Source organism: Desulfitobacterium sp. LBE (assembly GCF_007830365.1).
Lineage (GTDB): Bacteria > Bacillota > Desulfitobacteriia > Desulfitobacteriales > Desulfitobacteriaceae > Desulfitobacterium > Desulfitobacterium hafniense.
The window spans coordinates 3,495,381-3,514,420 of sequence record NZ_VLKD01000001.1 but is presented as its reverse complement, the minus strand read 5'-3'; the positions used below and the strand labels follow the sequence as shown (position 1 = coordinate 3,514,420).

The following is a 19,040-nucleotide window of genomic DNA, read 5'->3' as shown; positions in this document are numbered from 1 at the left end:
CATGTTTTTACATTTAGGCGGCGATATCCTGATTAATCAGGAAAAGATCATTGCTATTCTGGATTTGGAGACGGCGATGAGAAATTCAACTTCAGAGAATTTTTTAAATAAAATTAAAGAAAAACAAAAAATAAATTACATATCCGAAAAAGGCAAAGAAAAATCTTTAATTATTGCCAGCGACGGCAACTATTTTTCCCCTATCTCATCAAGCACCTTATTAAAGCGATCCAGCTCCGCGATCATCGGTGAAGAATAGGCAGGATCAGGAAGAAACCTCTCTAAGTCTGCAGTGAGGTTTCTTTGATTGTGTTAGCCTGGGATAAATCCTTTATTTGAATAAAGGATTGAAAGGTCGTATAATTAAAAGGTTAGCTGTATAAGTAGAGGGAATTTGGGAGGGATCAGCTTTGCAAGAAAAAGCCGAAATCAAGGAGACTATTCCAACCAATGATTATAATGCAGGGCAGATTGAGGTCCTTGAAGGTTTAGAAGCGGTCAGAAAAAGACCGGGGATGTATATCGGTTCCACAAGTCTGCGCGGTCTGCATCATTTGGTCTATGAAATCGTGGATAATAGTATCGACGAGGCTTTGGCCGGTTACTGCGATACCATTGAAGTTACGATCCATAAAGATAACAGCATCTCCGTGGTGGATAATGGCCGGGGGATTCCGGTGGATATTCATCCTAAATTAGGCAAGCCGGCTGTTGAGGTGGCTTTAACGGTGCTCCATGCCGGAGGAAAATTCAGCGGCAGCGCTTATAAAGTATCCGGGGGACTCCACGGCGTGGGGATGAGCGTGGTCAATGCTTTATCCACCTGGCTCCATGTGGAGGTCAGGAAAGACGGGAATATTTATCATCAGGAGTTTATGCGGGGTAAAACCAAGACAGAACTTGCGGTGATCGGTCAGGTGGATAAAAATCAGACCGGAACCACCATTACCTTTTCTCCCGATCCGGAAATTTTCGAGGATACCGTGTTCCTCTTTGATACTTTAGCCCACCGTCTTCGTGAACTTTCTTTCTTGAATAAAAAAGTATCGATTACCTTGATCGATGCCAGAGAAGACAAGAAAGAAGTTTATTACCATACCGGCGGCATCTATGATTTTGTCAAGTATATCAACCGTTCCAAAGAATCGCTTCATCCTGAACCCATTTACTTTGAAGCAGAAAAGGATGGGGTCCAGGTTGAAGTCTCCATGCAATATAATGACGGCTATGTGGAAAATCTTTTTTCTTATGCCAATAATATTCATACCCATGAAGGGGGTACCCACGAATCCGGCTTTAAAGCGGCTTTGACCCGGGTGGCCAATGATTATGCCCGGAAAAACAATATCCTGAAAGCCAACGAAGCCAACCTGTCGGGAGAAGACATCCGGGAAGGTTTGACCGCCGTGATCTCGGTAAAAGTTCCTGAACCCCAGTTCGAAGGTCAAACCAAGACCAAGTTGGGGAATTCGGAAATTCGTTCGATTGTGGATTCCATCACCGGAGAAGGCTTATCGGCGTTTTTTGAGGAAAACCCAGCCATAGGCAAGAAAGTCATTGAAAAATCCATTCAGGCTTCCCGGGCCCGGGAAGCAGCCCGCAAAGCAAGGGAATTAACCCGGCGCAAAAGCGCTCTGGAAGTCAGCGCTTTGCCGGGGAAATTAGCCGATTGCTCCTGGAAAGAAGCAGAGCTTTGTGAGATGTATATCGTGGAGGGTGACAGTGCGGGAGGTTCGGCCAAGCAAGGCCGGGATCGCCGTTTTCAGGCTATTCTGCCCCTGCGCGGCAAAATTCTCAATGTGGAAAAAGCCCGTTTGGATCGGATTTTAGGCAATGCTGAGATCAGAGCCATGATCACAGCCATGGGTACGGGGATTTCCGAGGATTTTGATATTGAAAAAGCCCGCTATCATAAATTAGTGATCATGACCGATGCCGATGTGGATGGCGCTCATATCCGGATTTTGCTCCTGACCTTCTTTTTCCGCTATATGAAGCCTCTGCTTGAGAACAATTATGTCTATATTGCCCAGCCCCCTCTGTTTAAAGTGAAGAAGGGGAAGGATATCCATTATGTCTACAGCAATGAAGAGTTAGCCAAGCTGCAGGATGAGATCGGCCGCGATCGGGTGGAAATTCAGCGTTACAAAGGTTTAGGGGAAATGAATGCGGAACAGCTTTGGGAAACCACCATGGATCCGGCCAAAAGAACGATTCTGCAGGTGACTATGGAAGATGCCATTAAAGCGGACGAGCTCTTTACCATTCTCATGGGTGACGTGGTCGAACCAAGGCGTGAATTCATCCAGGATAATGCACAATATGTCCGTAATCTGGACGTCTAAGGGAGGATAGCACATGTCGACTGAAATTCAGGGAGGAAAGATTCTCCCTATCGAAATATCGGAGGAACTAAAAAAATCCTTTATCGATTATTCCATGAGTGTTATCGTCAGCCGGGCTTTGCCGGATGTACGGGATGGTTTAAAACCGGTTCATCGCCGCATTATCTATACTTTGCATGAATTGGGGATGACTCCTAATAAGCCTTACAGCAAATCTGCCCGTCTGGTAGGGGATTGCATGGGTAAATTCCACCCCCATGGGGATTCCTCCATCTATGATGCGGTAGTTCGTTTGGCTCAGGATTTTTCCACCCGTTATCCCTTGATCGACGGACATGGCAACTTTGGCTCGGTTGACGGTGATTCAGCTGCGGCCATGCGTTATACGGAAGCAAGAATGTCTAAAATCACTCAATATATGCTGGCCGATATCGATAAGGATACGGTGGATTTTCAGCCCAACTATGATGAGCGGGAACAAGAGCCTAAGGTGATGCCGGCCAAATTCCCTAATCTCTTGGTCAACGGTTCGGCGGGCATTGCGGTGGGGATGGCTACCAATATCCCTCCCCATAATCTCACCGAAGTGATTGAGGGAACGATTGCTCAGATCGATAATCCCGAGATCGAGATCAAAGAACTGATGACTTATATCAAGGGACCTGATTTTCCTACCGGCGCCTCCATTATGGGAACGGAAGGGATTATCTCGGCTTACCGGACCGGTAAAGGCAGCTTTAGGACCCGTGCCAAAGCCCATGTTGAGGAGATGGAGAAATCCGGCAAAATGCGGATTATCGTGACCGAGATTCCTTATATGGTGAATAAGGCCCGCTTGGTTGAAAAAATTGCTGAATTGGTTCGGGAGAAAAGGATCGAAGGCATTACGGATCTCCGGGATGAATCGGACCGGACCGGGATGCGGATTGTCATGGAACTGCGCCGGGACGTCAATCCTCAGGTCCTTCTCAATCAGCTCTATAAGCATACCCAGATGGAAGAAAGCTTCGGGGTTAATATTTTAGCCTTAGTGGACGGTCAGCCTAAAGTTCTCAATCTTAAACAAATCATTCATTACTTTATTGAACACCAAAAAGATGTGATTGTGCGCAGAACCCGCTTTGAACTGAATAAAGCCGAAGCTGAAGCCCATATTTTAGAGGGCTTGAGAATAGCCCTGGATTATATCGATGAAGTGATCAGTATTATCCGGACTTCCGCTGATGAGCAGAGCGCTAAAGATAATTTAATGTCCCGTTTCGGACTGAGTGACAGGCAATCTCAGGCCATTGTGGATATGCGCCTGAAGCGGCTGACCGGCTTGGAACGTGAGAAGATCGAAGAGCAGTATCAAAAAATTCAGGAGACCATTGCTTATTTAAAAGCAGTTCTCAATTCAGAGCAAATGGTTCTCAATATTATTAAGCAGGAACTGCAAGAGGTCAAAGAAAAATTCGGCGATGAACGGCGCACGGAAATTTCCTTTGATGCCACCCATATGAACATCGAGGATCTAATCGATGATGAAGAAGTGGTCATCACCATGTCCCACAGGGGGTATATCAAGAGAATGCCTCTGAATACCTACAAAAGCCAGCGGCGCGGGGGTAAAGGAGTTCATGGCATGGCCACCCGGGAAGAAGATTTCGTGGAGAAGATCTTTACCACCTCCACCCATCAATATATTCTCTTCTTTACCACCCGGGGCAAGGTGTATCGCTTAAAGGCTCATGAAATTCCCGAAGCAGGCCGGACAGGAAAAGGAACGGCACTTGTCAATCTCCTGAGTATCAATCCCAGTGAAGAAAAGATCACCGCCGTTTTGTCCATCAGAAAGTATAATGAGGATTTTCATCTCTTTATGGCTACCAGGAAGGGGATTGTCAAGAAGACCCTGCTCAAGGAGTATGACTCACCCCGCAAGGATGGCTTGATTGCCATCAGCTTAAGCGGTGATGATGAACTGATTGACGTCCGTTTAACCAAGCCTGATGAGCATATCATCATAGCGACTAAAAATGGTTTATGTATTCGCTTCCTGGAGTCTGATGTACGTCAAATGGGCAGAACCGCTCATGGAGTCAAAGGGATTTCTTTGGAAAAAGAGGATCTTGTGGTGAGTATGGATGTAATCTATGAGGAAGAAGCGGAAATACTATCCATGACCGAGCTGGGTTTCTCTAAGCGGACCAGTCTCTCCGAGTATAGAGTGCAGGGACGGGGCGGCAAGGGCATCATTGCCACCAAGCTCAATGCTAAAACAGGCAAACTGGTAGGGCTTAAGGTGATGAGACCTGAAAACGATATGATGATCATCACTGAAGACGGAATTATTATCCGCCAGGAAGTGTCCGGCATTTCCAAACAAGGCCGTTCAGCCCAGGGAGTTATGGCCATGAGAACCGGTGAAAGCAAAGTGGTGGCCATTGCCGTCGTTGACAATAAAGAAGATGCTGAGGAATCAGATTTAGAATTAGTAGAAATAGAATCTGAGGAATAATCTCAATATAATATAAGGCCAGTGTTTTTAAATAGGGACCGTCTCACTGTGCAGAGAGTCAGTACTCTGTACCGCCTATGGTAAAGAGTACGAGCAGAATGGGGCTGATTATCCATGAATGAGAGGATCGGAGTATTATCTCTGGAGGGAACCGATCATGATCCTTGCCGGTTTTTGAGGCAGTTGGGGTGCGAAGTGATCAGGATTCAGCAAAGGGAAGATTTAATCGATATTCAGGGTTTAATCATGACAGGCACAGGCAATAAGGCGAAGAATCTTGGGCAGCCTGGTCTGGGAGATAGGATTAAGGAATTGGCCAAGGCGGATTTTCCTATCTTCGGACTAGGGGCCGGAATGGTCTTATTGAGCAAAGAATCTCCCGGACAGGGAAATGACCGGCTGGGGCTGATGGATTTGACGGTCACCAAGGAACCTATGGCAGGAAGGACGGAGGCTTATCTATCCATTCCGGCTTTAGGACTCACACCGCTGAAGGCGATCTTCAATGAAGCCCCTTATATTCAGGAAATTGCCCCTAATGTAGGGATTTTAGCAGAATATAATGGTAAAATAGTCTTTGTACGACAAGGCAATATGCTGGCTGGTGCTTTTCATCCTCAACAAACAGAGGATGACCGCATTTACCGTTATTTTCTGGATATCGTCAATGGACAAATCTAAATGGAAGTGGTCAGATATGGAGGATTTCAGATGCTAGATCTCAAATTTGTACGCACGAACCCCGAAGTAGTCAAGGAAGCCCTTAAAAAAAGAAATTCCAATGTCAGTTTGGATGCTTTTCTGGAACAAGAAGAAGAGCGCCGCAAGCTTCTTTTTGAAGTGGAATCATTAAAAGCCAAGCGAAACACGGTCTCTGAAGAGGTAGGGCGCCGGAAAAAACATGGGGAAGATGCGGAGCAGCTTATTTTAGAGATGCGGGAAGTGGGACAAAAAGTTAAGAATCTCGAAGATAAATTAGGTGAGATTGAGCAGAGCATGGAAGCTGTGCTTTATGAGATTCCTAATATTCCTCATGAATCAGTTCCAGTAGGAGCTGATGAAGAGGCCAATGTTGAGGTTCGCACTTGGGGAACTCCCCGCTCCTTTGATTTTGAGCCTTTAGCTCATTATGAGATCGGCGAAAAGCTGGATATCCTGGATTTTGCCCGGGCAGGGAAGGTTACAGGAGCTCGCTTTACTTTTTATAAAGGTTTAGGGGCCAAGCTGGAAAGAGCCCTGATCAGCTTCATGCTGGACCGGCATAGCGCTAAAGGATATGTGGAAGTTCTGCCTCCTTATATGGTTCATCGTAATTCTATGATTGGTACCGGGCAGCTTCCTAAGTTTGAAGAAGATGCTTTTAAGGTGGCGGGAACCGATTATTTCTTAATCCCTACTGCCGAAGTTCCGGTCACGAATATGTATCGGGAAGAAATCCTGGAAGCCGGGCAATTGCCGATTCATCACTGTGCTTATAGTGCTTGTTTCCGTGCGGAAGCAGGTTCGGCAGGCCGGGATACCCGGGGGCTCATCCGGCAGCATCAATTTAATAAAGTGGAACTGGTGAAGTTTGCCTTTCCTGAAAATTCCTATGAGGAGCTGGAGTCCTTAACCCGGGATGCGGAAAGTATTCTGCAGGAGCTTGAGCTTCCTTATCGGGTAATGGCTTTATCTACAGGAGATATGGGCTTTAGTTCAGCCAAGACTTACGATCTGGAAGTATGGCTGCCCAGCTTTAATACCTACCGGGAGATTTCTTCCTGCAGCAATTTTGAAGATTTTCAGGCCCGCCGGGCCAATATTCGCTTCCGCCGGGCACCGAAAGCCAAGCCTGAGTTTCTCCATACTCTCAATGGCAGTGGTTTAGCCATCGGCCGTACGGTTTCCGCCATTCTTGAAAATTATCAGGAAGCTGACGGCAGAGTGAGAGTTCCAAAAGCACTCCAGCCGTATATGGGCGTCGAGTACATTGGCTAGTTGGATTAGCATTCTGAGTGCTTTCTCGATTCCCTAAATTAGATGGATCTTGAACATTTACAGAGGAAAAATTTTATGCTATACTAAATTTCGTCACGTCACGGAGGGGTGTCCGAGTGGTTTAAGGAGCCGGTCTTGAAAACCGGTGACTCCGCAAGGGGCCGTGGGTTCGAATCCCACCCCCTCCGCCATTATGGAGATCTGAAGTTCGTAGTTCGATACGCGAGTTACGGACTTTTTTACAATAGTAATGTGGTTGTGTAAACCAAATTTGGCCTCGTAGCTCAGGTGGATAGAGCGGGGGTTTCCTAAACCCTGTCTTGCGGGGGTTCGAGTCCTCCCGGGGCCACCATCAAACAGAGGTATTATGAATCATCAGGACTATATGCGCTTAGCTCTTGAAGAAGCTGAAATTGCCTTTGCCCAGGGAGAAGTTCCCATCGGGGCAGTGGTGGTGCATAAGGGAGAAATCATTGCCAAAGCTCATAATGAAAAAGAGCTGAGGCAGGACCCTACAGCCCATGCTGAAGTTTTGGCTGTGCAGCGGGCAACTCAAGCTTTGGGAGTGTGGCGTCTTTCTGAAGCCACTCTCTATGTAACTCTGGAACCTTGCCCCATGTGTGCCGGTAGTTTGGTTCAGGCCCGCTTAAAAACCCTTGTTTTTGGAGCGGCTGATCTTAAAGGCGGAGCAGTAGGTTCCGTGACCAATGTACTGGATGTGAACCGCTGGAATCACCGTGTGGAGGTTGTGGCGGGGATATTGGAAGAAGAGTGTGCCCAGATTCTGAAGGATTTTTTTCGGAAGCTAAGGTAAAGTTTAATTTGCTTAAGTGAGAATAGCGTAGTGATTGTCATTTAAGCTTTATAGTGTGGAGGAGTATCGAAGTGGTCATAACGGGGCTGACTCGAAATCAGTTGACGGGCAACCGTCCGTGGGTTCGAATCCCACCTCCTCCGCCATTGTAAATGAGATCCGCATTAGTAAGTTAATGCGGATTTTTAATTGGAATAAAAATTAATGTGGAGGTGGGATTCGAACAGAACATGTGACCTTTGGAAACATGTTCCGGCGCAGCCTGAGGGAGATAAAAAATGCGCCCTTAGGAAGCATTTTCCCGACCCGGCGTGATAGTGAGGGAATCCGAGCGGAGCGAATCCCACTTTCTCATTAAAAGGAATAATTGGTCTCATAATTTTATAAAAATATCTTGTATATTATTCCGATAATATGCTACAATTTATTGGAAAAACATGGAATATTGATGAGGTTTATTGGTATGGAATACATGAAAGTCAAGGAAGCCGTTGAAAAATGGGGGCTTACTGATCGGCGTGTGCGGATCTTGTGTGAACAGGAACGGATTAATGGTGTTATAAAAAAAGGCCGTTCCTATTTGATTCCTGCAGATGCTGAAAAGCCCATAGACGGCAGAAAACTGCGGGTGAAACGGCCCGTTTACGCGATGAATTTATGATTGAGTTCACTTATAACTCAAATGCGATTGAGGGTAATACCCTTACGCTCCAGGAGACAGCTTTGGTCTTAGAGGGCATTACCATTGACCAGAAACCGTTGAAAGACCATTTGGAAGCCGTGGGGCATCGAGATGCTTTTGTATATGTACAACAGCTTGTAAGCAATAAAGTTCCTTTAGAAGAAAGGACTATAAAAGAGGTACATTCTCTTGTACTAATGGATCGGCCTGAAGATAAGGGCCTATATCGTCGTATTCCGGTTCGCATCATGGGAGCAGCTCTTGAGCCGCAGCAGCCTTATAGTGTTCCGAAGAAAATGAAACAGTTGATTAACAAAAAAGAGGAACCATGCATCCTCTGGAGAGAATTGCCTGGTTCCATCTTAACGCTTATTTTTTCTGAACAGGAATCCATATTTCGCTGTAGTAGTTTTCATCCTGATTCCCTTTAGGATAATCCGCTACATTGGTGTACATTTCAATATTGTAACCCGCTGCAATTTCATAATCCTTGCAGTTAGGCAGCCATTCGGAGAAGATTTTTTGGTTCGTATTTTGCAGGGATGTGGGCATAGCACCTTTGCAGGCAAAAACAGCCCAGGAGTGTTTCGGAATAACCTTTGTAACAAATCCATCCGGAATTTCACTGGAGGTAGTGTAATTGTCTGCAATCAGATATTCGAACTCATCTGAACCCATGCTCTCATCTACACATACTCCATACATTCCGCATACTATCTTGTCTTTTCCCGTTTGATAATGTTCTGTCCAGAACTTCGGAATCTCTGTTCCCGCAGTATCATACTTAAACACCTTGGCTGCACCCATGACAGTGAACGCTTCTTTTTCAATAATTCTGTAATCCATGATAAAACCGCCTTCCAATGAAAATTTGATTTTTAGGGGAGCAAAAGATTTGAGCATTGCTCCGTCTTTTCGAACAGCAGTAGGTGTGACACCGTGGAAACGAAGGAAAGCCTTTGTGAAACTATCTGGTGAGTCATAACCATATTTCAAAGCAATATCAATAATTTTTCCATCAGTAGAAACAAGCTCACTGCCGGCAAGGGTGAGCCTGCGCTGCCGGATATACTCTCCGACCGTAAAACCGCAAAGCATGGCAAAGCCCTTTTGGAAATAAAACGAGGAGACAAATGCTTGTTTTGCGATATTTTCTATGGTCAGCGCTTCAGTGATATTATCTTCGATATAGTTAATTGCGTCACTGATACCTTCAATCCATCCCACAATGACTACCCCCTATCTGTAGACATATCTTATCAATTTTCATGGAGTTAGGTCCGACTTTTTGTGCTATGTTTTGTCTCGTCTGAAGTATAGATTGATTATTCCGATCGTAATCAATCCTGACTCAAATTTATAGGGTGCATTTCACCCTCAGCAAGGTCTATAGGCAATTATAATATATTTCACTTGTAAAACAATGATCCACATAACAATTAAGAGAATTAGGGGAGTTAAATATGGAATATAAACAAAGAGAATATCCATTGTTCTCAGCTTGCGGATTAAATTGCGGGCTGTGCCCACGTTATCAAATGAATGGAGCATCACAATGTCCCGGTTGTGCCGGAAAAGATTTTCTTGCCAGACACCCTAAGTGCGGAGTGCTATCTTGTAGTCAGCGCAAAGGATTTGCCTACTGTTATCAGTGTGATGAATTTCCCTGCTCAAAATATGATGGCGCTGACCAATCGGATTCCTTCATCACTCACCTGCATCAGTTCAGAGACCTGGAGAAAGCGAAACGTTGGGGGATTGACGCCTATAGACAGGAATTGAACGAAAAGGTTGGTATGTTGGAACAGTTGCTGGCCAACTATGATGATGGACGACGGAAGAGCTTATTTTGTCTTGCTGTCAACCTTTTGGAAACAGACGATATAAAACACATATTAGAGCAACTTACATCTGAAATTCAATCAGATGCACCGCTGAAGGAAAGAGCTGCATCCGCAGTTTGTTTATTGCAGGCAATGGCGGAGCAACGAAAGATCACCCTGAAATTACGCAAGAAATCAAAATTATAGGAATCAGGTTTTCGCCCGTAGGCTGCTTCCCCAACATAAATGAAGTAGCCGCAATAAAGTCGATATAAGAAAAGAGGAGGATAACACAAGGTATCAGTGTTATCCTCCTCTTTTCTGGCAGGTAATGCCTATTATATCATTGCCTCCACCGTCTGTGCCGTGAAGATGAGCTGTTTGTCGACGGCTTTGGCTGTGCCGAAGAGGCGATAACCTTTCGGGCCGCCATCTTTGGTAGCACCGACAAGCCACGCCTTATCGTTTTCTTTGAGGTTCTTTTGCGTGACCTCCATCTTATAAATGCCGAAGATCACCTGATCTCCCGAGACCTCACCTTTGCCGGCGATGATCGGATGCGGCGTTCCGTCCGCGCTCACCGTGACAAGGGTGATAAAGGGGGAACCCTCAATAACAGCTTTGACTTCGTCGTTGATCATCATTTTATCCTCTCCTTATGTAAAGTACTAGATAGCTATTTACTCTTAAATTGCTACCTAGTACAATATTAGTATAATAGAAATGAAAATCAAGTACGCAGAAAATTATAGGCAGGTACGGAAAATATGACTGAGAGAGATGTAAAGTGTGTGGTCTCATGCCCGACCAAATGCCCTTGCATGGAGTATTGTCCACTGGGAAGCGCACTGAAGATTATCGGCGGGAAGTGGAAGCTGCCCATATTATGCGCACTCCATCAGGACGGGACGACGCGGTATAATACGCTGAAGCGTAAAATTGCCGGGATTACGAATACTATGCTGGTCAGTTCATTAAAGGAACTGGAGGAGGACGGTCTGATCGTCCGCCGGCAGTATGTGGAGATGCCGGTGCGGGTCGAATACACCCTCACCGATGTCTGTGATGATCTGATGCCAATCTTAAAACAGCTGGCCCAATGGGGTGTCAAGGTTCATACGAAGGAATCATAAGGTTATAGACTTCAATAAGCTATTAAATGGTCCGTGCTCGGCACGGACCATTTATCTTTTCCCATCAAATTTTCGCTGTTGGACCCGCTCATTTTGTCATTGATGAATATTATGCCTGCATTCTGAAATACTAAGTACGGAAATATCTTGAAAGGAGTTGTTAATATGTCACAATTAAACCAAGTTGAACTGCAAAATCTGCGCCATTTGATTGGCGCTCATGAAACTGCCCATCAAAAATTGCAGGCTTATGCCCAGCAAGCAACCGATCCTGAAATTAAGCAGTTTTTTCAGGATGGTGCCCAAGGTGCCATGAAAACCAAACAGCAATTGCTAAGCTTTTTAAACTAAAGGAGGATAAGCAATGATAGACGAAAAGGTAATGGTCAACGATGTCCTTTCCTCTGTAAAGAGCAGTCTGACCTTCTATGCCAACACTATTTCCGAATGCGCGAACCCCGAGCTGCGTTCTACCATTCAACAAATCCGCAATAACGATGAAGCATCCCAGTATCAGTTATTCCAGATGGCCCAGGCTAAAGGGTATTATAAGCCTGCTCTTATGGCTAAGGATGATGAAATTCAGCAGACTAAATCCCAGGTTAGCAGCTAGTAATAAATAAAAACTTTAAACCGGATTCAATTGGAATGCGAACGATAGAAAAGCTTGGCTATATGCCGGGCTTTTCTGTTTTATATAGTAATCCATAGCTAATTCAACAACTGAAGGAGCAGTGGGAAAGACAGGATTCCAGTTAATAGATTCGCATGATTCAGTTCAGGCGGTTTTATAGGTTAGGAGCTGATTGTGTTCTGGAATATGTAAAAAAACGGCCGTTACAAGGTTTTATGATCCATTTTGTAAAATAAAGATATTAGAGATATCAGTACACTTTTTTGCGGACATGGCGCTGGATAATAAGAGGATTTAGAATTCTGAGGAAGTGACCCCTTAATGATGCCACTGATAGTACACTATGTGGAATTAAATTTCTTTGCGATGACCATCTTATGCGTAATATTTTTGAACATGCGTCGCCCAGACCGTCAGTATTCACTGGATCAGAAGCTTTTTTTCCTTTTGATTTCCGCCAATATTCTTCTTTTGCTTTTGGACTCGATGCTCTGGATTTTAGATGGTAAGCCAGGCAGCCTGGCGAGAACGCTGAGTATAGCATCAATCGTAGCCTATAATACCTTAAATCCGGTCATTTGTATGATCTGGTACTATTATGTGGATTTTTATATCCACAGCAGCAAAGAGCGTTTGACCAAAGTATTATTCCCCATACTCCTTCCAGTATTAATTAACTTGGTCTTATCCGTTGCCAGTGTTTTTACGAATATTTACTTTATCTTTGACGAGAACAATGTCTATCACCGGGGTCGTTTCATCTTTCTTCTGTTAGGAATATGCCTCTATATGATCATTTACACCAGCGCGTTCTTAATTAGGAACAGGAAAAAAATCGCTGGAAAGGAGTATGCCTACCTGCTCTTTTTTGCCATTCCCCCCATGGTAGGCGGGATTATCCAGTTCATGTTTCCTGGAGCAGTCATGATTTGGATAGCTTCAACCTTGTCTATCTTGATTATCTTTATCAACATTCAAAAAGATCAGCTGAATACGGATTATCTGACAGGTGTTTATAACCGGAGATATCTTGACAATTACCTTCAGGAGAAGATGAAAAACAGGCGTCATCATCTGATTGCCGGTATCATGATTGATATCGATTCTTTTAAAACCATCAATGATTCCTATGGGCATGACAATGGCGACCAGGCCTTAAAATATACAGCTCAAATGCTTAGAAAAACTTTCCGAAAAACGGATTTTATCGCCAGATACGGTGGAGATGAGTTTGTTATCGTCATGGAAATCGATGACCGGGCGGAGCTTATGGCAATGGTACAGAGGCTTAAGGAAAAAGTGTCTCAGTTTAATCTGGAAAAAATAACTCCCTATGAACTCCGCCTCAGCATCGGCTATGATTGTTATACAAAGGAACCGGACATGTCAACCATGGCCTTTCTGAAAAGGATAGATCAATTGATGTATATGGATAAACAAAAAAATGCCTAAAAGTAAAGATGCGGGAATAGAAAGGGGCTGGGGCTCAACGAACTATAATCGTATAGTTTTCGTTTTGCATCAGCCCTGTTTGTATTCATCTACATACCTAATACCTATTCTTTGATTAAACAAAGTCGCTTATCTTTAATGGCATAGATTCTGTCCGCCACATTTTCCAATAGTCTTTGATCATGGGAAATGAACAGAATTGTTCCTGCATAGCTTTTCATTAATATTTCCAAAGCCTCTATGCCGGGCAAATCCAGAAAATTGCTGGGCTCATCCATCAGTAGAATATTGTAGCGCCCCAGCAGCATTTTAGCCAGCAATAATTTGATGAGCTCTCCCCCGCTTAACACTGACAGATTTTTTTTGATATCATTTGGTGAAAACCCCATAGAGGCCAGTACAGAGCGGATTTCCGACTGCCCATAGTCGCAATGGTCTTCCATAAAGGTCATGACGCCTTGGTCGCGATTGAATTTATAGCTGTTTTGAGCAAAATAACCGATTTCTGCTTTTGGAGAAATGGCTATACCGGCTTCTCTATGCAAAATCATTTGAAAAAGGGTTGTTTTTCCTGTTCCATTGCCCCCGGTGAAGGCTACTTTGGCGCCAAGAGGAATTTGAAAGGATGCTTTTTCAAACAGCACCTTGTTGTCAAAAATCTTGTTGATCTCTGTCCCTGTAATCGGATAAGGATTGTGCAGAGCCAGCGCCTGACTTTGCCGGAAACGAACGGTGCGGGCTTTCTCGGGAGCCGATATATCCCCCATGGACTCAATACGGTGTTCCATGGACTTTGCCGCCTTGTAGAGAGTTTTTTGCTTGCTTCCTATCGTCTTTTGATGCCCGAGACGGCCTCCGCTTTCAGTGGCCCCCCTTTTAGCGGCTCCTTTCGTTTTTTGATCAACTTTCTGCGCCTGTTTCCGTTTTTCTTCCGCAGCCCGCTCCAGGCGCGCCCGTTCCATAACATGCTGTTCATACTGGGCTGTTTGGCGTTGGCGTTCTTCCTCCTTCTGGCCCAGATAGTCGGAATAGTTCCCCCAATACTCAGTGATTTTGCCGTCCTTCAACTCCCAAATTTTGTTTACAACCTTATCGAGAAAGTAGCGGTCATGACTGATGATCAGGAGTGCGCCTGAGAAATACTGGAGCTGGCCAATCAAAAAATCAATTCCCTCCCGGTCGAGGTGGGAGGTAGGCTCATCGGCAAAAATGCCATGCACTTGGCCGGAGAGTGCCTGGGCAACTTTCAGGCGGGTTTCTTCACCGCCGCTCATGGTTTGTGTATCCAGCCCGCTGACACCAAGTTTGCCCAGCAGGGCATGGTCTATAGATTCCTGCCAGGCGGCTTCTGTCAATTGGGGTATATAAGCAAAGTTACCTATTCCGTTCACTATGCATCCCGGCAAAGCTAATTCTCCAAGCAGCACTTTGAGGAGAGTGCTTTTTCCTGCTCCGTTGCTGCCCACCAATCCAATACGGTCGTAATTATATAATTCCAATTCATTGATGCTCAATATTTCGCGGCCTTTATATTCCACATAAATATCAGTTGCTTTTAATAACAGTTCCATAGTTGGCTCCTCCCGTTTTTTATTGCATAGTTCATAGTTTGATATGGCAATAAAAAATGCAGATCGCCAGCCTCTAGATGGGCTTTCGATCTGCATATCAACGAAAAAAGACAAACAACAACAAGGATAGCCTGAAATGGCTATACCCCGCCTGTTTTCCATGTCCTTGCCCGCAAAGATAAACACAACAAAAAAGCCCACAATGTGGAAGGATTTACTGCTTTTTTATTGCCTGTTTACCTTAAACGGACGGAATACATAGATTATTATGTCCCCTTTATTCTCTAAATTTGCAGGTTATTATAGCACTTCAAGAATATGATTGTCAAATTGCTAAGATTTTGAAGGCAATAAAGTTCGTAAAAAAGGGAAATGTCAGGTACACTTGACATCCCGGGAAGACTCTGTTATGTTTTGTATAAGGTGTACCTTACATCATAGGGGGAGACAATGCCATGCACAATAAAGTAAGGATATTGCGCGAGGAATGGGGACTTACCCAAAAAGAGCTGGGAGAAAAAGTGGGAGTTTCACGTCAGGCCATCAATGCCATAGAGACAGGTAAATTTAATCCTTCCCTATGGCTTGCTTATGATCTGGCCAAACTTTTTAAGGTGTCCATTGAGGAGCTCTTTCTTTTCATTGAGGAGGATAGAAAATGAAGCAACTGCTTAAGAATCCGGCCACCAATGCTATCGGTCTAAGCCTCTTTACAGCCTTTTACAGTCTAATCTTTATCGTAACTGCCGGTCATGTTGAGTTTGTTAATCTTTTGTACTACAGCCGGTCGGACGGCAAAAGTTCCTTTTGGACCGGTTGGAGCTATTTTCTGGCTTCCGGATATCATGCTTACATCGCCTACGTCTTGATAGCCCTATCCATTTTGGTTGTGTTGATGCTTTTGACGCGCAGGCATCCTTATGATGAGTATCACACAGACGTCCTGATCAAGTGCTTGGCGGTAGCGACGATTCTTACCCTTGCTGCTATTGCCATATTCTATTTGCTGGTTTTAAGTGAACCTAACGGTATTGTAGAAAAGTTTACGCTGTTCATCGTTATACACTGGGTGACGGTAGTACTGGCGGATTTGGTTTATGTGCTGATATGCAGATGGAGATAGAAATTAGAAGCTAGAAGCTAGCAGTGGAGATAAGAGATTATGAAAATTGCACTGATCCAGCCTAAAATGAATAAAAGGCCTATGGATACGGATCTGAAGACCCGTATGTCTCCTCCCTTGTCACTGCTTACTTTGATGGGTCTCACACCTGAGGGTCACGAGGTGATCATGGTGAATGAGAATGTGGAGAAAATAGATTATGCTTGCGGCGCAGAGCTGGTTGGTATCACCATTACCTTGGATGTCATGCCCAGAGCCGTAGAGATTGCCGAAGAATTCCACCGTTTGGGGATACCCGTTGTAGCCGGGGGAATTCATGTTACCAGCAGTCCGGATGAATGCCGGGGATATTTCGACGCCATTTGTATCGGCGCTGCCGAGCGGGTATGGGAACGGATGATCGAAGATGCGGAAGAAAGCCGATTACAGCAGGTCTATCATGATATGACGGATTTCCGGGGGGAGGAGATTGCTTCTCCGGCTTATCACCGAATCGATAAAAACCGCTACCTCTATACCAATATCATGACCACAAGCCGCGGCTGCCCCAACCGCTGTGGCTTCTGCTACAACAGCTGCCGGAACAGGATGTATATCCGCCGCCCCGTTACGGATGTGCTCAGAGATATCGAAGGCCTGGGAACCCGGCATATCCTGTTTATTGACGATAATTTCATCGGTGTGCCTGCCTACACTCGTGAATTGCTTAATCATCTGCGGGGCAGGGAGTTAAAATGGAGCGCCGCTGTCACCACGAAAATCGCCGACTATCCCGATGTCCTGGATTTGATGGCAGAAACGGGCTGCCAAAGCCTTTTTATCGGTTTTGAATCGATCAATAATTCCTCATTGCATGGCGTAAATAAGGATAATCAGTTTGAGAAGTATGAAAGGATTGTCACAGCAATACACAGCCGGGGCATTATGATCAATGCCAGCATGGTATTCGGTCTGGATGGGGATGAACCGGATGTTTTTCAGAGAACACTGGACTGGCTGGTCAAGAACAAAATTGAAACCCTGACCTCCCATATTCTCACTCCCTATCCCGGCACAGAATTGCATGGCCGGATGAAAGAGGAAGGCCGCATCCTCGATCATGAACTGTCCAGGTACAATACAGCTCATGTGGTCTTTCAGCCCAAGGGAATGACGGCAGAGGAATTATATAAGGGCTATCTATGGATCTACCGGGAGTTTTATTCCTTTCCCAATATATGGCGCCGCAGGCCGGAACATAAGGCCCAGCGCAAATCCTTTTTTTTATTTAACATTTTATACCGTAAATTCGGTGGGCTTACATCGGTGCTGGCGCGAATTATTCCCATGAGAACGGTAGGGCGGCTGGCGGCAAGGATCTCCTATAGGGTAAAATAGGGTTCAATGACATATATGGTTAAGTAGTAGCATGATATTGATGATATGTATTGTGAGTTATCAAATAACTAAAGTAGTTAGGGCAGCTCTATATGGGCCAATATGATGGGAATAGGCCTGCGGTCTATCGGCGGCGGAGCCGATGTTTTCTAAAGTCACCCAAGAGAGGAGGGGGACTAAAAGTGAAAAGATTAGTGTTAAGTGTCCTGCTTTTAATAATAAGCTTTTTTCTCAGCATTATAGCACTTAAGTTTGAAATGAAAATAATGGGTCCTGAAGAGGGTTATAATGTGCCTTTTCCAGCTTATCTGATGGCGTGCCTTCTGTATCTTTTAGTATTTTGCGGCATTTATAGTGCCCTAAATCCTCTATTCCAAAATTATAGAGACAATGAAAAATATGTGCTGACAGGTGTTTTCTCTGTGTTGCTATTTGTTGTGTTCAGATTTCCTCTGTCCTATCTTGGACTTATCTGGTTAAATCCTATCTTGTATTAATGCTTAGCGTTAAGAAATTAGGCATCATACAGGATTGTTAAACCTTGTCGCCATAAGAGAAAGTTATCAATAGAGTAGTTGACAGATTTTATTGAATAGTATAGCATATTAATAACTTGTGTTGAAAAACAACAAAATAATAGGGGTTTTTAGGATTAATTGGTTGCGATAGCAACGAATTAATCCTGAACGCTGCCGACATAACTAAAAGGAAAGAGCATGAACGAACGTATAGACAAAAGAAAATCACTGATCAAAGCGATTTCAGCCATCGATCGTTATAGCCAGACCTATATCGGCAGAAATGTCAAAGACTATAACATCGGACAGGGACAATGGGCATTTTTGACCCAATTGCTGTTTAATTACGATGGTATAACTCAGGAAGAGTTAAGCGAACTACTCAATATCGATAAGGCCAACACAGCGAGAGCCTTGAAAAAGCTTGAAGAAGAGGGTTATGTATACAGAGAAGAAGACCCTAAAGACGGGCGTAAGAAAATTGTTTATGTCACAGCCAAAGCAAGGGACTTTGAACAAGAATTTCATGAAGTGTTTAAAGGATTAAACCGGATTCTGGCCAAAGATTTTACGGAGGATGAGCGGGAAACCGCCAGGCGGATTTTGTATAAAATGCTGGATAATATCGCCGATTATGAACGCAGGCATAGATAAAAGTGGCCTAAGGAGGAGAAGTCAGTGGAGATCTTAATGAAACCGATCGGCTATATCAAGTCTCCTTATAAGGAAAAAGGCGAAGCCCCCAGGCAAAGCACTCTTTCGGGAGAAACGACGGCTGTTATTGAAATTCTCGAAGAATACCAGGAAGGTATTGCCGATATCCAAGAAGGAGAGTATGGGGTCATTTTGTTTTACTTTCATAAATCCGAGGGATATAAGCTGATGACCCTTTCCCGCAGAAACAATCAGGTTATGGGTGTGTTTTCCACACGATCCCCCAACCGGCCCAACGGCATCGGTCTGTCCACAGTCCGGTTTGTGAAAAGAGAGGGCAACCGTCTGTTTTTTGAGGGAGTGGATATGCTGGATAATACCCCCGTACTCGATATTAAGCCTTATATTGACCCGGCCGCTGTGGCCGATTGAACGAA

The 19,040-nt window shown here is 44.6% G+C and carries 22 protein-coding genes and 3 tRNA genes; 22 read left to right on the top strand and 3 right to left on the bottom strand.

Annotation, left to right across the window (positions count from 1 at the left end):
• Position 1: 1 nt before the first annotated feature.
• From DESLBE_RS16690 to DESLBE_RS27460, 11 genes are all read left to right on the top strand, one after another.
• Complete coding sequence (locus DESLBE_RS16690) at positions 2–259, top strand: extracellular matrix/biofilm biosynthesis regulator RemA family protein (protein WP_005815134.1); 258 nt, start codon at positions 2–4, stop codon at positions 257–259.
• Between the two features lie 151 nt (positions 260–410).
• A complete protein-coding gene (gene gyrB / locus DESLBE_RS16685) occupies positions 411–2,345 on the top strand; it encodes a DNA topoisomerase (ATP-hydrolyzing) subunit B (protein WP_144677636.1) in 1,935 nt (644 codons plus the stop codon).
• Between the two features lie 13 nt (positions 2,346–2,358).
• Entirely contained in the window at positions 2,359–4,845 is a 2,487-nt protein-coding gene (gene gyrA / locus DESLBE_RS16680) for a DNA gyrase subunit A (protein ID WP_144677634.1), read from the top strand.
• A gap of 114 nt (positions 4,846–4,959) precedes the next feature.
• Positions 4,960–5,526, top strand: a complete 567-nt coding sequence (pdxT, locus tag DESLBE_RS16675) for a pyridoxal 5'-phosphate synthase glutaminase subunit PdxT (RefSeq protein ID WP_018307477.1) — start codon at positions 4,960–4,962, stop codon at positions 5,524–5,526.
• 30 nt (positions 5,527–5,556) lie between these two features.
• Positions 5,557–6,822, top strand: a complete 1,266-nt coding sequence (gene serS, locus DESLBE_RS16670) for a serine--tRNA ligase (protein ID WP_018307476.1) — start codon at positions 5,557–5,559, stop codon at positions 6,820–6,822.
• 102 nt (positions 6,823–6,924) lie between these two features.
• Positions 6,925–7,013, top strand: a tRNA-Ser gene (locus DESLBE_RS16665).
• Between the two features lie 82 nt (positions 7,014–7,095).
• A tRNA-Arg gene (locus DESLBE_RS16660) sits at positions 7,096–7,174 on the top strand.
• A 15-nt stretch (positions 7,175–7,189) separates the two neighbouring features.
• A complete protein-coding gene (tadA, locus tag DESLBE_RS16655; protein WP_018307475.1) occupies positions 7,190–7,636 on the top strand; it encodes a tRNA adenosine(34) deaminase TadA in 447 nt (148 codons plus the stop codon).
• Positions 7,637–7,693: 57 nt separating this feature from the next.
• Positions 7,694–7,782, top strand: a tRNA-Ser gene (locus DESLBE_RS16650).
• 317 nt (positions 7,783–8,099) lie between these two features.
• Positions 8,100–8,297: a hypothetical protein gene (locus tag DESLBE_RS27465; RefSeq protein WP_026198773.1), complete on the top strand. Its 198-nt coding sequence runs from the start codon at positions 8,100–8,102 to the stop codon at positions 8,295–8,297.
• Positions 8,294–8,749 (top strand): hypothetical protein, encoded by a 456-nt coding sequence (locus tag DESLBE_RS27460; protein WP_041271901.1) that lies wholly within the window; start codon positions 8,294–8,296, stop codon positions 8,747–8,749. Before DESLBE_RS27465 ends, DESLBE_RS27460 begins: the two co-directional genes overlap by 4 nt.
• Here the strand turns inward: DESLBE_RS27460 and DESLBE_RS16640 are convergent.
• Positions 8,688–9,545, bottom strand: coding sequence for an AraC family transcriptional regulator (locus tag DESLBE_RS16640; RefSeq protein WP_018305723.1), 858 nt, complete (start codon positions 9,543–9,545; stop codon positions 8,688–8,690). The two genes, DESLBE_RS27460 and DESLBE_RS16640, sit on opposite strands and share 62 nt — an antisense overlap.
• A 236-nt stretch (positions 9,546–9,781) precedes the next feature.
• On the opposite strand from DESLBE_RS16640, the gene DESLBE_RS16635 reads away from it, so the two are divergent.
• Positions 9,782–10,348, top strand: coding sequence for a DUF3795 domain-containing protein (locus tag DESLBE_RS16635; RefSeq protein ID WP_012615309.1), 567 nt, complete (start codon positions 9,782–9,784; stop codon positions 10,346–10,348).
• 131 nt (positions 10,349–10,479) lie between these two features.
• On the opposite strand, the gene DESLBE_RS16630 is transcribed toward DESLBE_RS16635, so the two are convergent.
• Complete coding sequence (locus tag DESLBE_RS16630; protein ID WP_012615310.1) at positions 10,480–10,785, bottom strand: pyridoxamine 5'-phosphate oxidase family protein; 306 nt, start codon at positions 10,783–10,785, stop codon at positions 10,480–10,482.
• A gap of 123 nt (positions 10,786–10,908) precedes the next feature.
• On the opposite strand from DESLBE_RS16630, the gene DESLBE_RS16625 reads away from it, so the two are divergent.
• The 4 genes from DESLBE_RS16625 (at position 10,909) to DESLBE_RS16610 (ending at position 13,360) form a co-directional block, all read left to right on the top strand.
• Complete coding sequence (locus DESLBE_RS16625) at positions 10,909–11,274, top strand: helix-turn-helix domain-containing protein (RefSeq protein WP_012615311.1); 366 nt, start codon at positions 10,909–10,911, stop codon at positions 11,272–11,274.
• Between the two features lie 165 nt (positions 11,275–11,439).
• On the top strand, positions 11,440–11,625 hold the full coding sequence (locus DESLBE_RS16620; RefSeq protein ID WP_005815107.1) for a hypothetical protein: 186 nt from the start codon (positions 11,440–11,442) through the stop codon (positions 11,623–11,625).
• Positions 11,626–11,638: 13 nt separating this feature from the next.
• Positions 11,639–11,887, top strand: a complete 249-nt coding sequence (locus DESLBE_RS16615) for a spore coat protein (RefSeq protein WP_005815105.1) — start codon at positions 11,639–11,641, stop codon at positions 11,885–11,887.
• A gap of 342 nt (positions 11,888–12,229) precedes the next feature.
• On the top strand, positions 12,230–13,360 hold the full coding sequence (locus tag DESLBE_RS16610) for a GGDEF domain-containing protein (RefSeq protein WP_012615312.1): 1,131 nt from the start codon (positions 12,230–12,232) through the stop codon (positions 13,358–13,360).
• A 104-nt stretch (positions 13,361–13,464) separates the two neighbouring features.
• Here the strand turns inward: DESLBE_RS16610 and DESLBE_RS16605 are convergent, their stop codons facing one another.
• Entirely contained in the window at positions 13,465–14,931 is a 1,467-nt protein-coding gene (locus DESLBE_RS16605; protein WP_012615313.1) for an Msr family ABC-F type ribosomal protection protein, read from the bottom strand.
• A gap of 455 nt (positions 14,932–15,386) precedes the next feature.
• Between DESLBE_RS16605 and DESLBE_RS16600 the strand changes: the two genes are divergently transcribed.
• The 6 genes from DESLBE_RS16600 (at position 15,387) to tsaA (ending at position 19,035) form a co-directional block, all read left to right on the top strand.
• A complete protein-coding gene (locus DESLBE_RS16600; RefSeq protein WP_012615314.1) occupies positions 15,387–15,593 on the top strand; it encodes a helix-turn-helix transcriptional regulator in 207 nt (68 codons plus the stop codon).
• Positions 15,590–16,054, top strand: coding sequence for a hypothetical protein (locus tag DESLBE_RS16595; protein ID WP_005815096.1), 465 nt, complete (start codon positions 15,590–15,592; stop codon positions 16,052–16,054). Before DESLBE_RS16600 ends, DESLBE_RS16595 begins: the two co-directional genes overlap by 4 nt.
• Positions 16,055–16,093: 39 nt before the next feature.
• Positions 16,094–17,431, top strand: coding sequence for a radical SAM protein (locus tag DESLBE_RS16590; protein WP_012615315.1), 1,338 nt, complete (start codon positions 16,094–16,096; stop codon positions 17,429–17,431).
• 182 nt (positions 17,432–17,613) lie between these two features.
• Complete coding sequence (locus tag DESLBE_RS16585; protein WP_012615316.1) at positions 17,614–17,928, top strand: hypothetical protein; 315 nt, start codon at positions 17,614–17,616, stop codon at positions 17,926–17,928.
• A gap of 219 nt (positions 17,929–18,147) precedes the next feature.
• A complete protein-coding gene (locus DESLBE_RS16580; RefSeq protein WP_005815091.1) occupies positions 18,148–18,603 on the top strand; it encodes a MarR family transcriptional regulator in 456 nt (151 codons plus the stop codon).
• A gap of 24 nt (positions 18,604–18,627) precedes the next feature.
• On the top strand, positions 18,628–19,035 hold the full coding sequence (gene tsaA, locus DESLBE_RS16575) for a tRNA (N6-threonylcarbamoyladenosine(37)-N6)-methyltransferase TrmO (protein WP_012615317.1): 408 nt from the start codon (positions 18,628–18,630) through the stop codon (positions 19,033–19,035).
• The last annotated feature ends 5 nt before the right edge of the window (positions 19,036–19,040 follow it).

Bases quoted from the DNA above. Each gene is read 5' to 3' on its own strand.
- DESLBE_RS16620 (WP_005815107.1), top strand. From the start codon at position 11,440: ATGTCACAATTAAACCAAGTTGAACTGCAAAATCTGCGCCATTTGATT.
- DESLBE_RS16625 (WP_012615311.1), top strand. From the start codon at position 10,909: ATGACTGAGAGAGATGTAAAGTGTGTGGTCTCATGCCCGACCAAATGC.
- DESLBE_RS16580 (WP_005815091.1), top strand. From the start codon at position 18,148: ATGAACGAACGTATAGACAAAAGAAAATCACTGATCAAAGCGATTTCA.
- DESLBE_RS16600 (WP_012615314.1), top strand. From the start codon at position 15,387: ATGCACAATAAAGTAAGGATATTGCGCGAGGAATGGGGACTTACCCAA.
- DESLBE_RS16605 (WP_012615313.1), bottom strand. From the start codon at position 14,931: ATGGAACTGTTATTAAAAGCAACTGATATTTATGTGGAATATAAAGGC.
- tadA (WP_018307475.1), top strand. From the start codon at position 7,190: ATGAATCATCAGGACTATATGCGCTTAGCTCTTGAAGAAGCTGAAATT.
- DESLBE_RS16590 (WP_012615315.1), top strand. From the start codon at position 16,094: ATGAAAATTGCACTGATCCAGCCTAAAATGAATAAAAGGCCTATGGAT.
- DESLBE_RS16610 (WP_012615312.1), top strand. From the start codon at position 12,230: ATGATGCCACTGATAGTACACTATGTGGAATTAAATTTCTTTGCGATG.
- pdxT (WP_018307477.1), top strand. From the start codon at position 4,960: ATGAATGAGAGGATCGGAGTATTATCTCTGGAGGGAACCGATCATGAT.
- DESLBE_RS27460 (WP_041271901.1), top strand. From the start codon at position 8,294: ATGATTGAGTTCACTTATAACTCAAATGCGATTGAGGGTAATACCCTT.
- gyrA (WP_144677634.1), top strand. From the start codon at position 2,359: ATGTCGACTGAAATTCAGGGAGGAAAGATTCTCCCTATCGAAATATCG.
- DESLBE_RS16595 (WP_005815096.1), top strand. From the start codon at position 15,590: ATGAAGCAACTGCTTAAGAATCCGGCCACCAATGCTATCGGTCTAAGC.
- serS (WP_018307476.1), top strand. From the start codon at position 5,557: ATGCTAGATCTCAAATTTGTACGCACGAACCCCGAAGTAGTCAAGGAA.
- DESLBE_RS16615 (WP_005815105.1), top strand. From the start codon at position 11,639: ATGATAGACGAAAAGGTAATGGTCAACGATGTCCTTTCCTCTGTAAAG.
- DESLBE_RS16635 (WP_012615309.1), top strand. From the start codon at position 9,782: ATGGAATATAAACAAAGAGAATATCCATTGTTCTCAGCTTGCGGATTA.
- DESLBE_RS16630 (WP_012615310.1), bottom strand. From the start codon at position 10,785: ATGATGATCAACGACGAAGTCAAAGCTGTTATTGAGGGTTCCCCCTTT.
- DESLBE_RS27465 (WP_026198773.1), top strand. From the start codon at position 8,100: ATGGAATACATGAAAGTCAAGGAAGCCGTTGAAAAATGGGGGCTTACT.
- DESLBE_RS16690 (WP_005815134.1), top strand. From the start codon at position 2: ATGTTTTTACATTTAGGCGGCGATATCCTGATTAATCAGGAAAAGATC.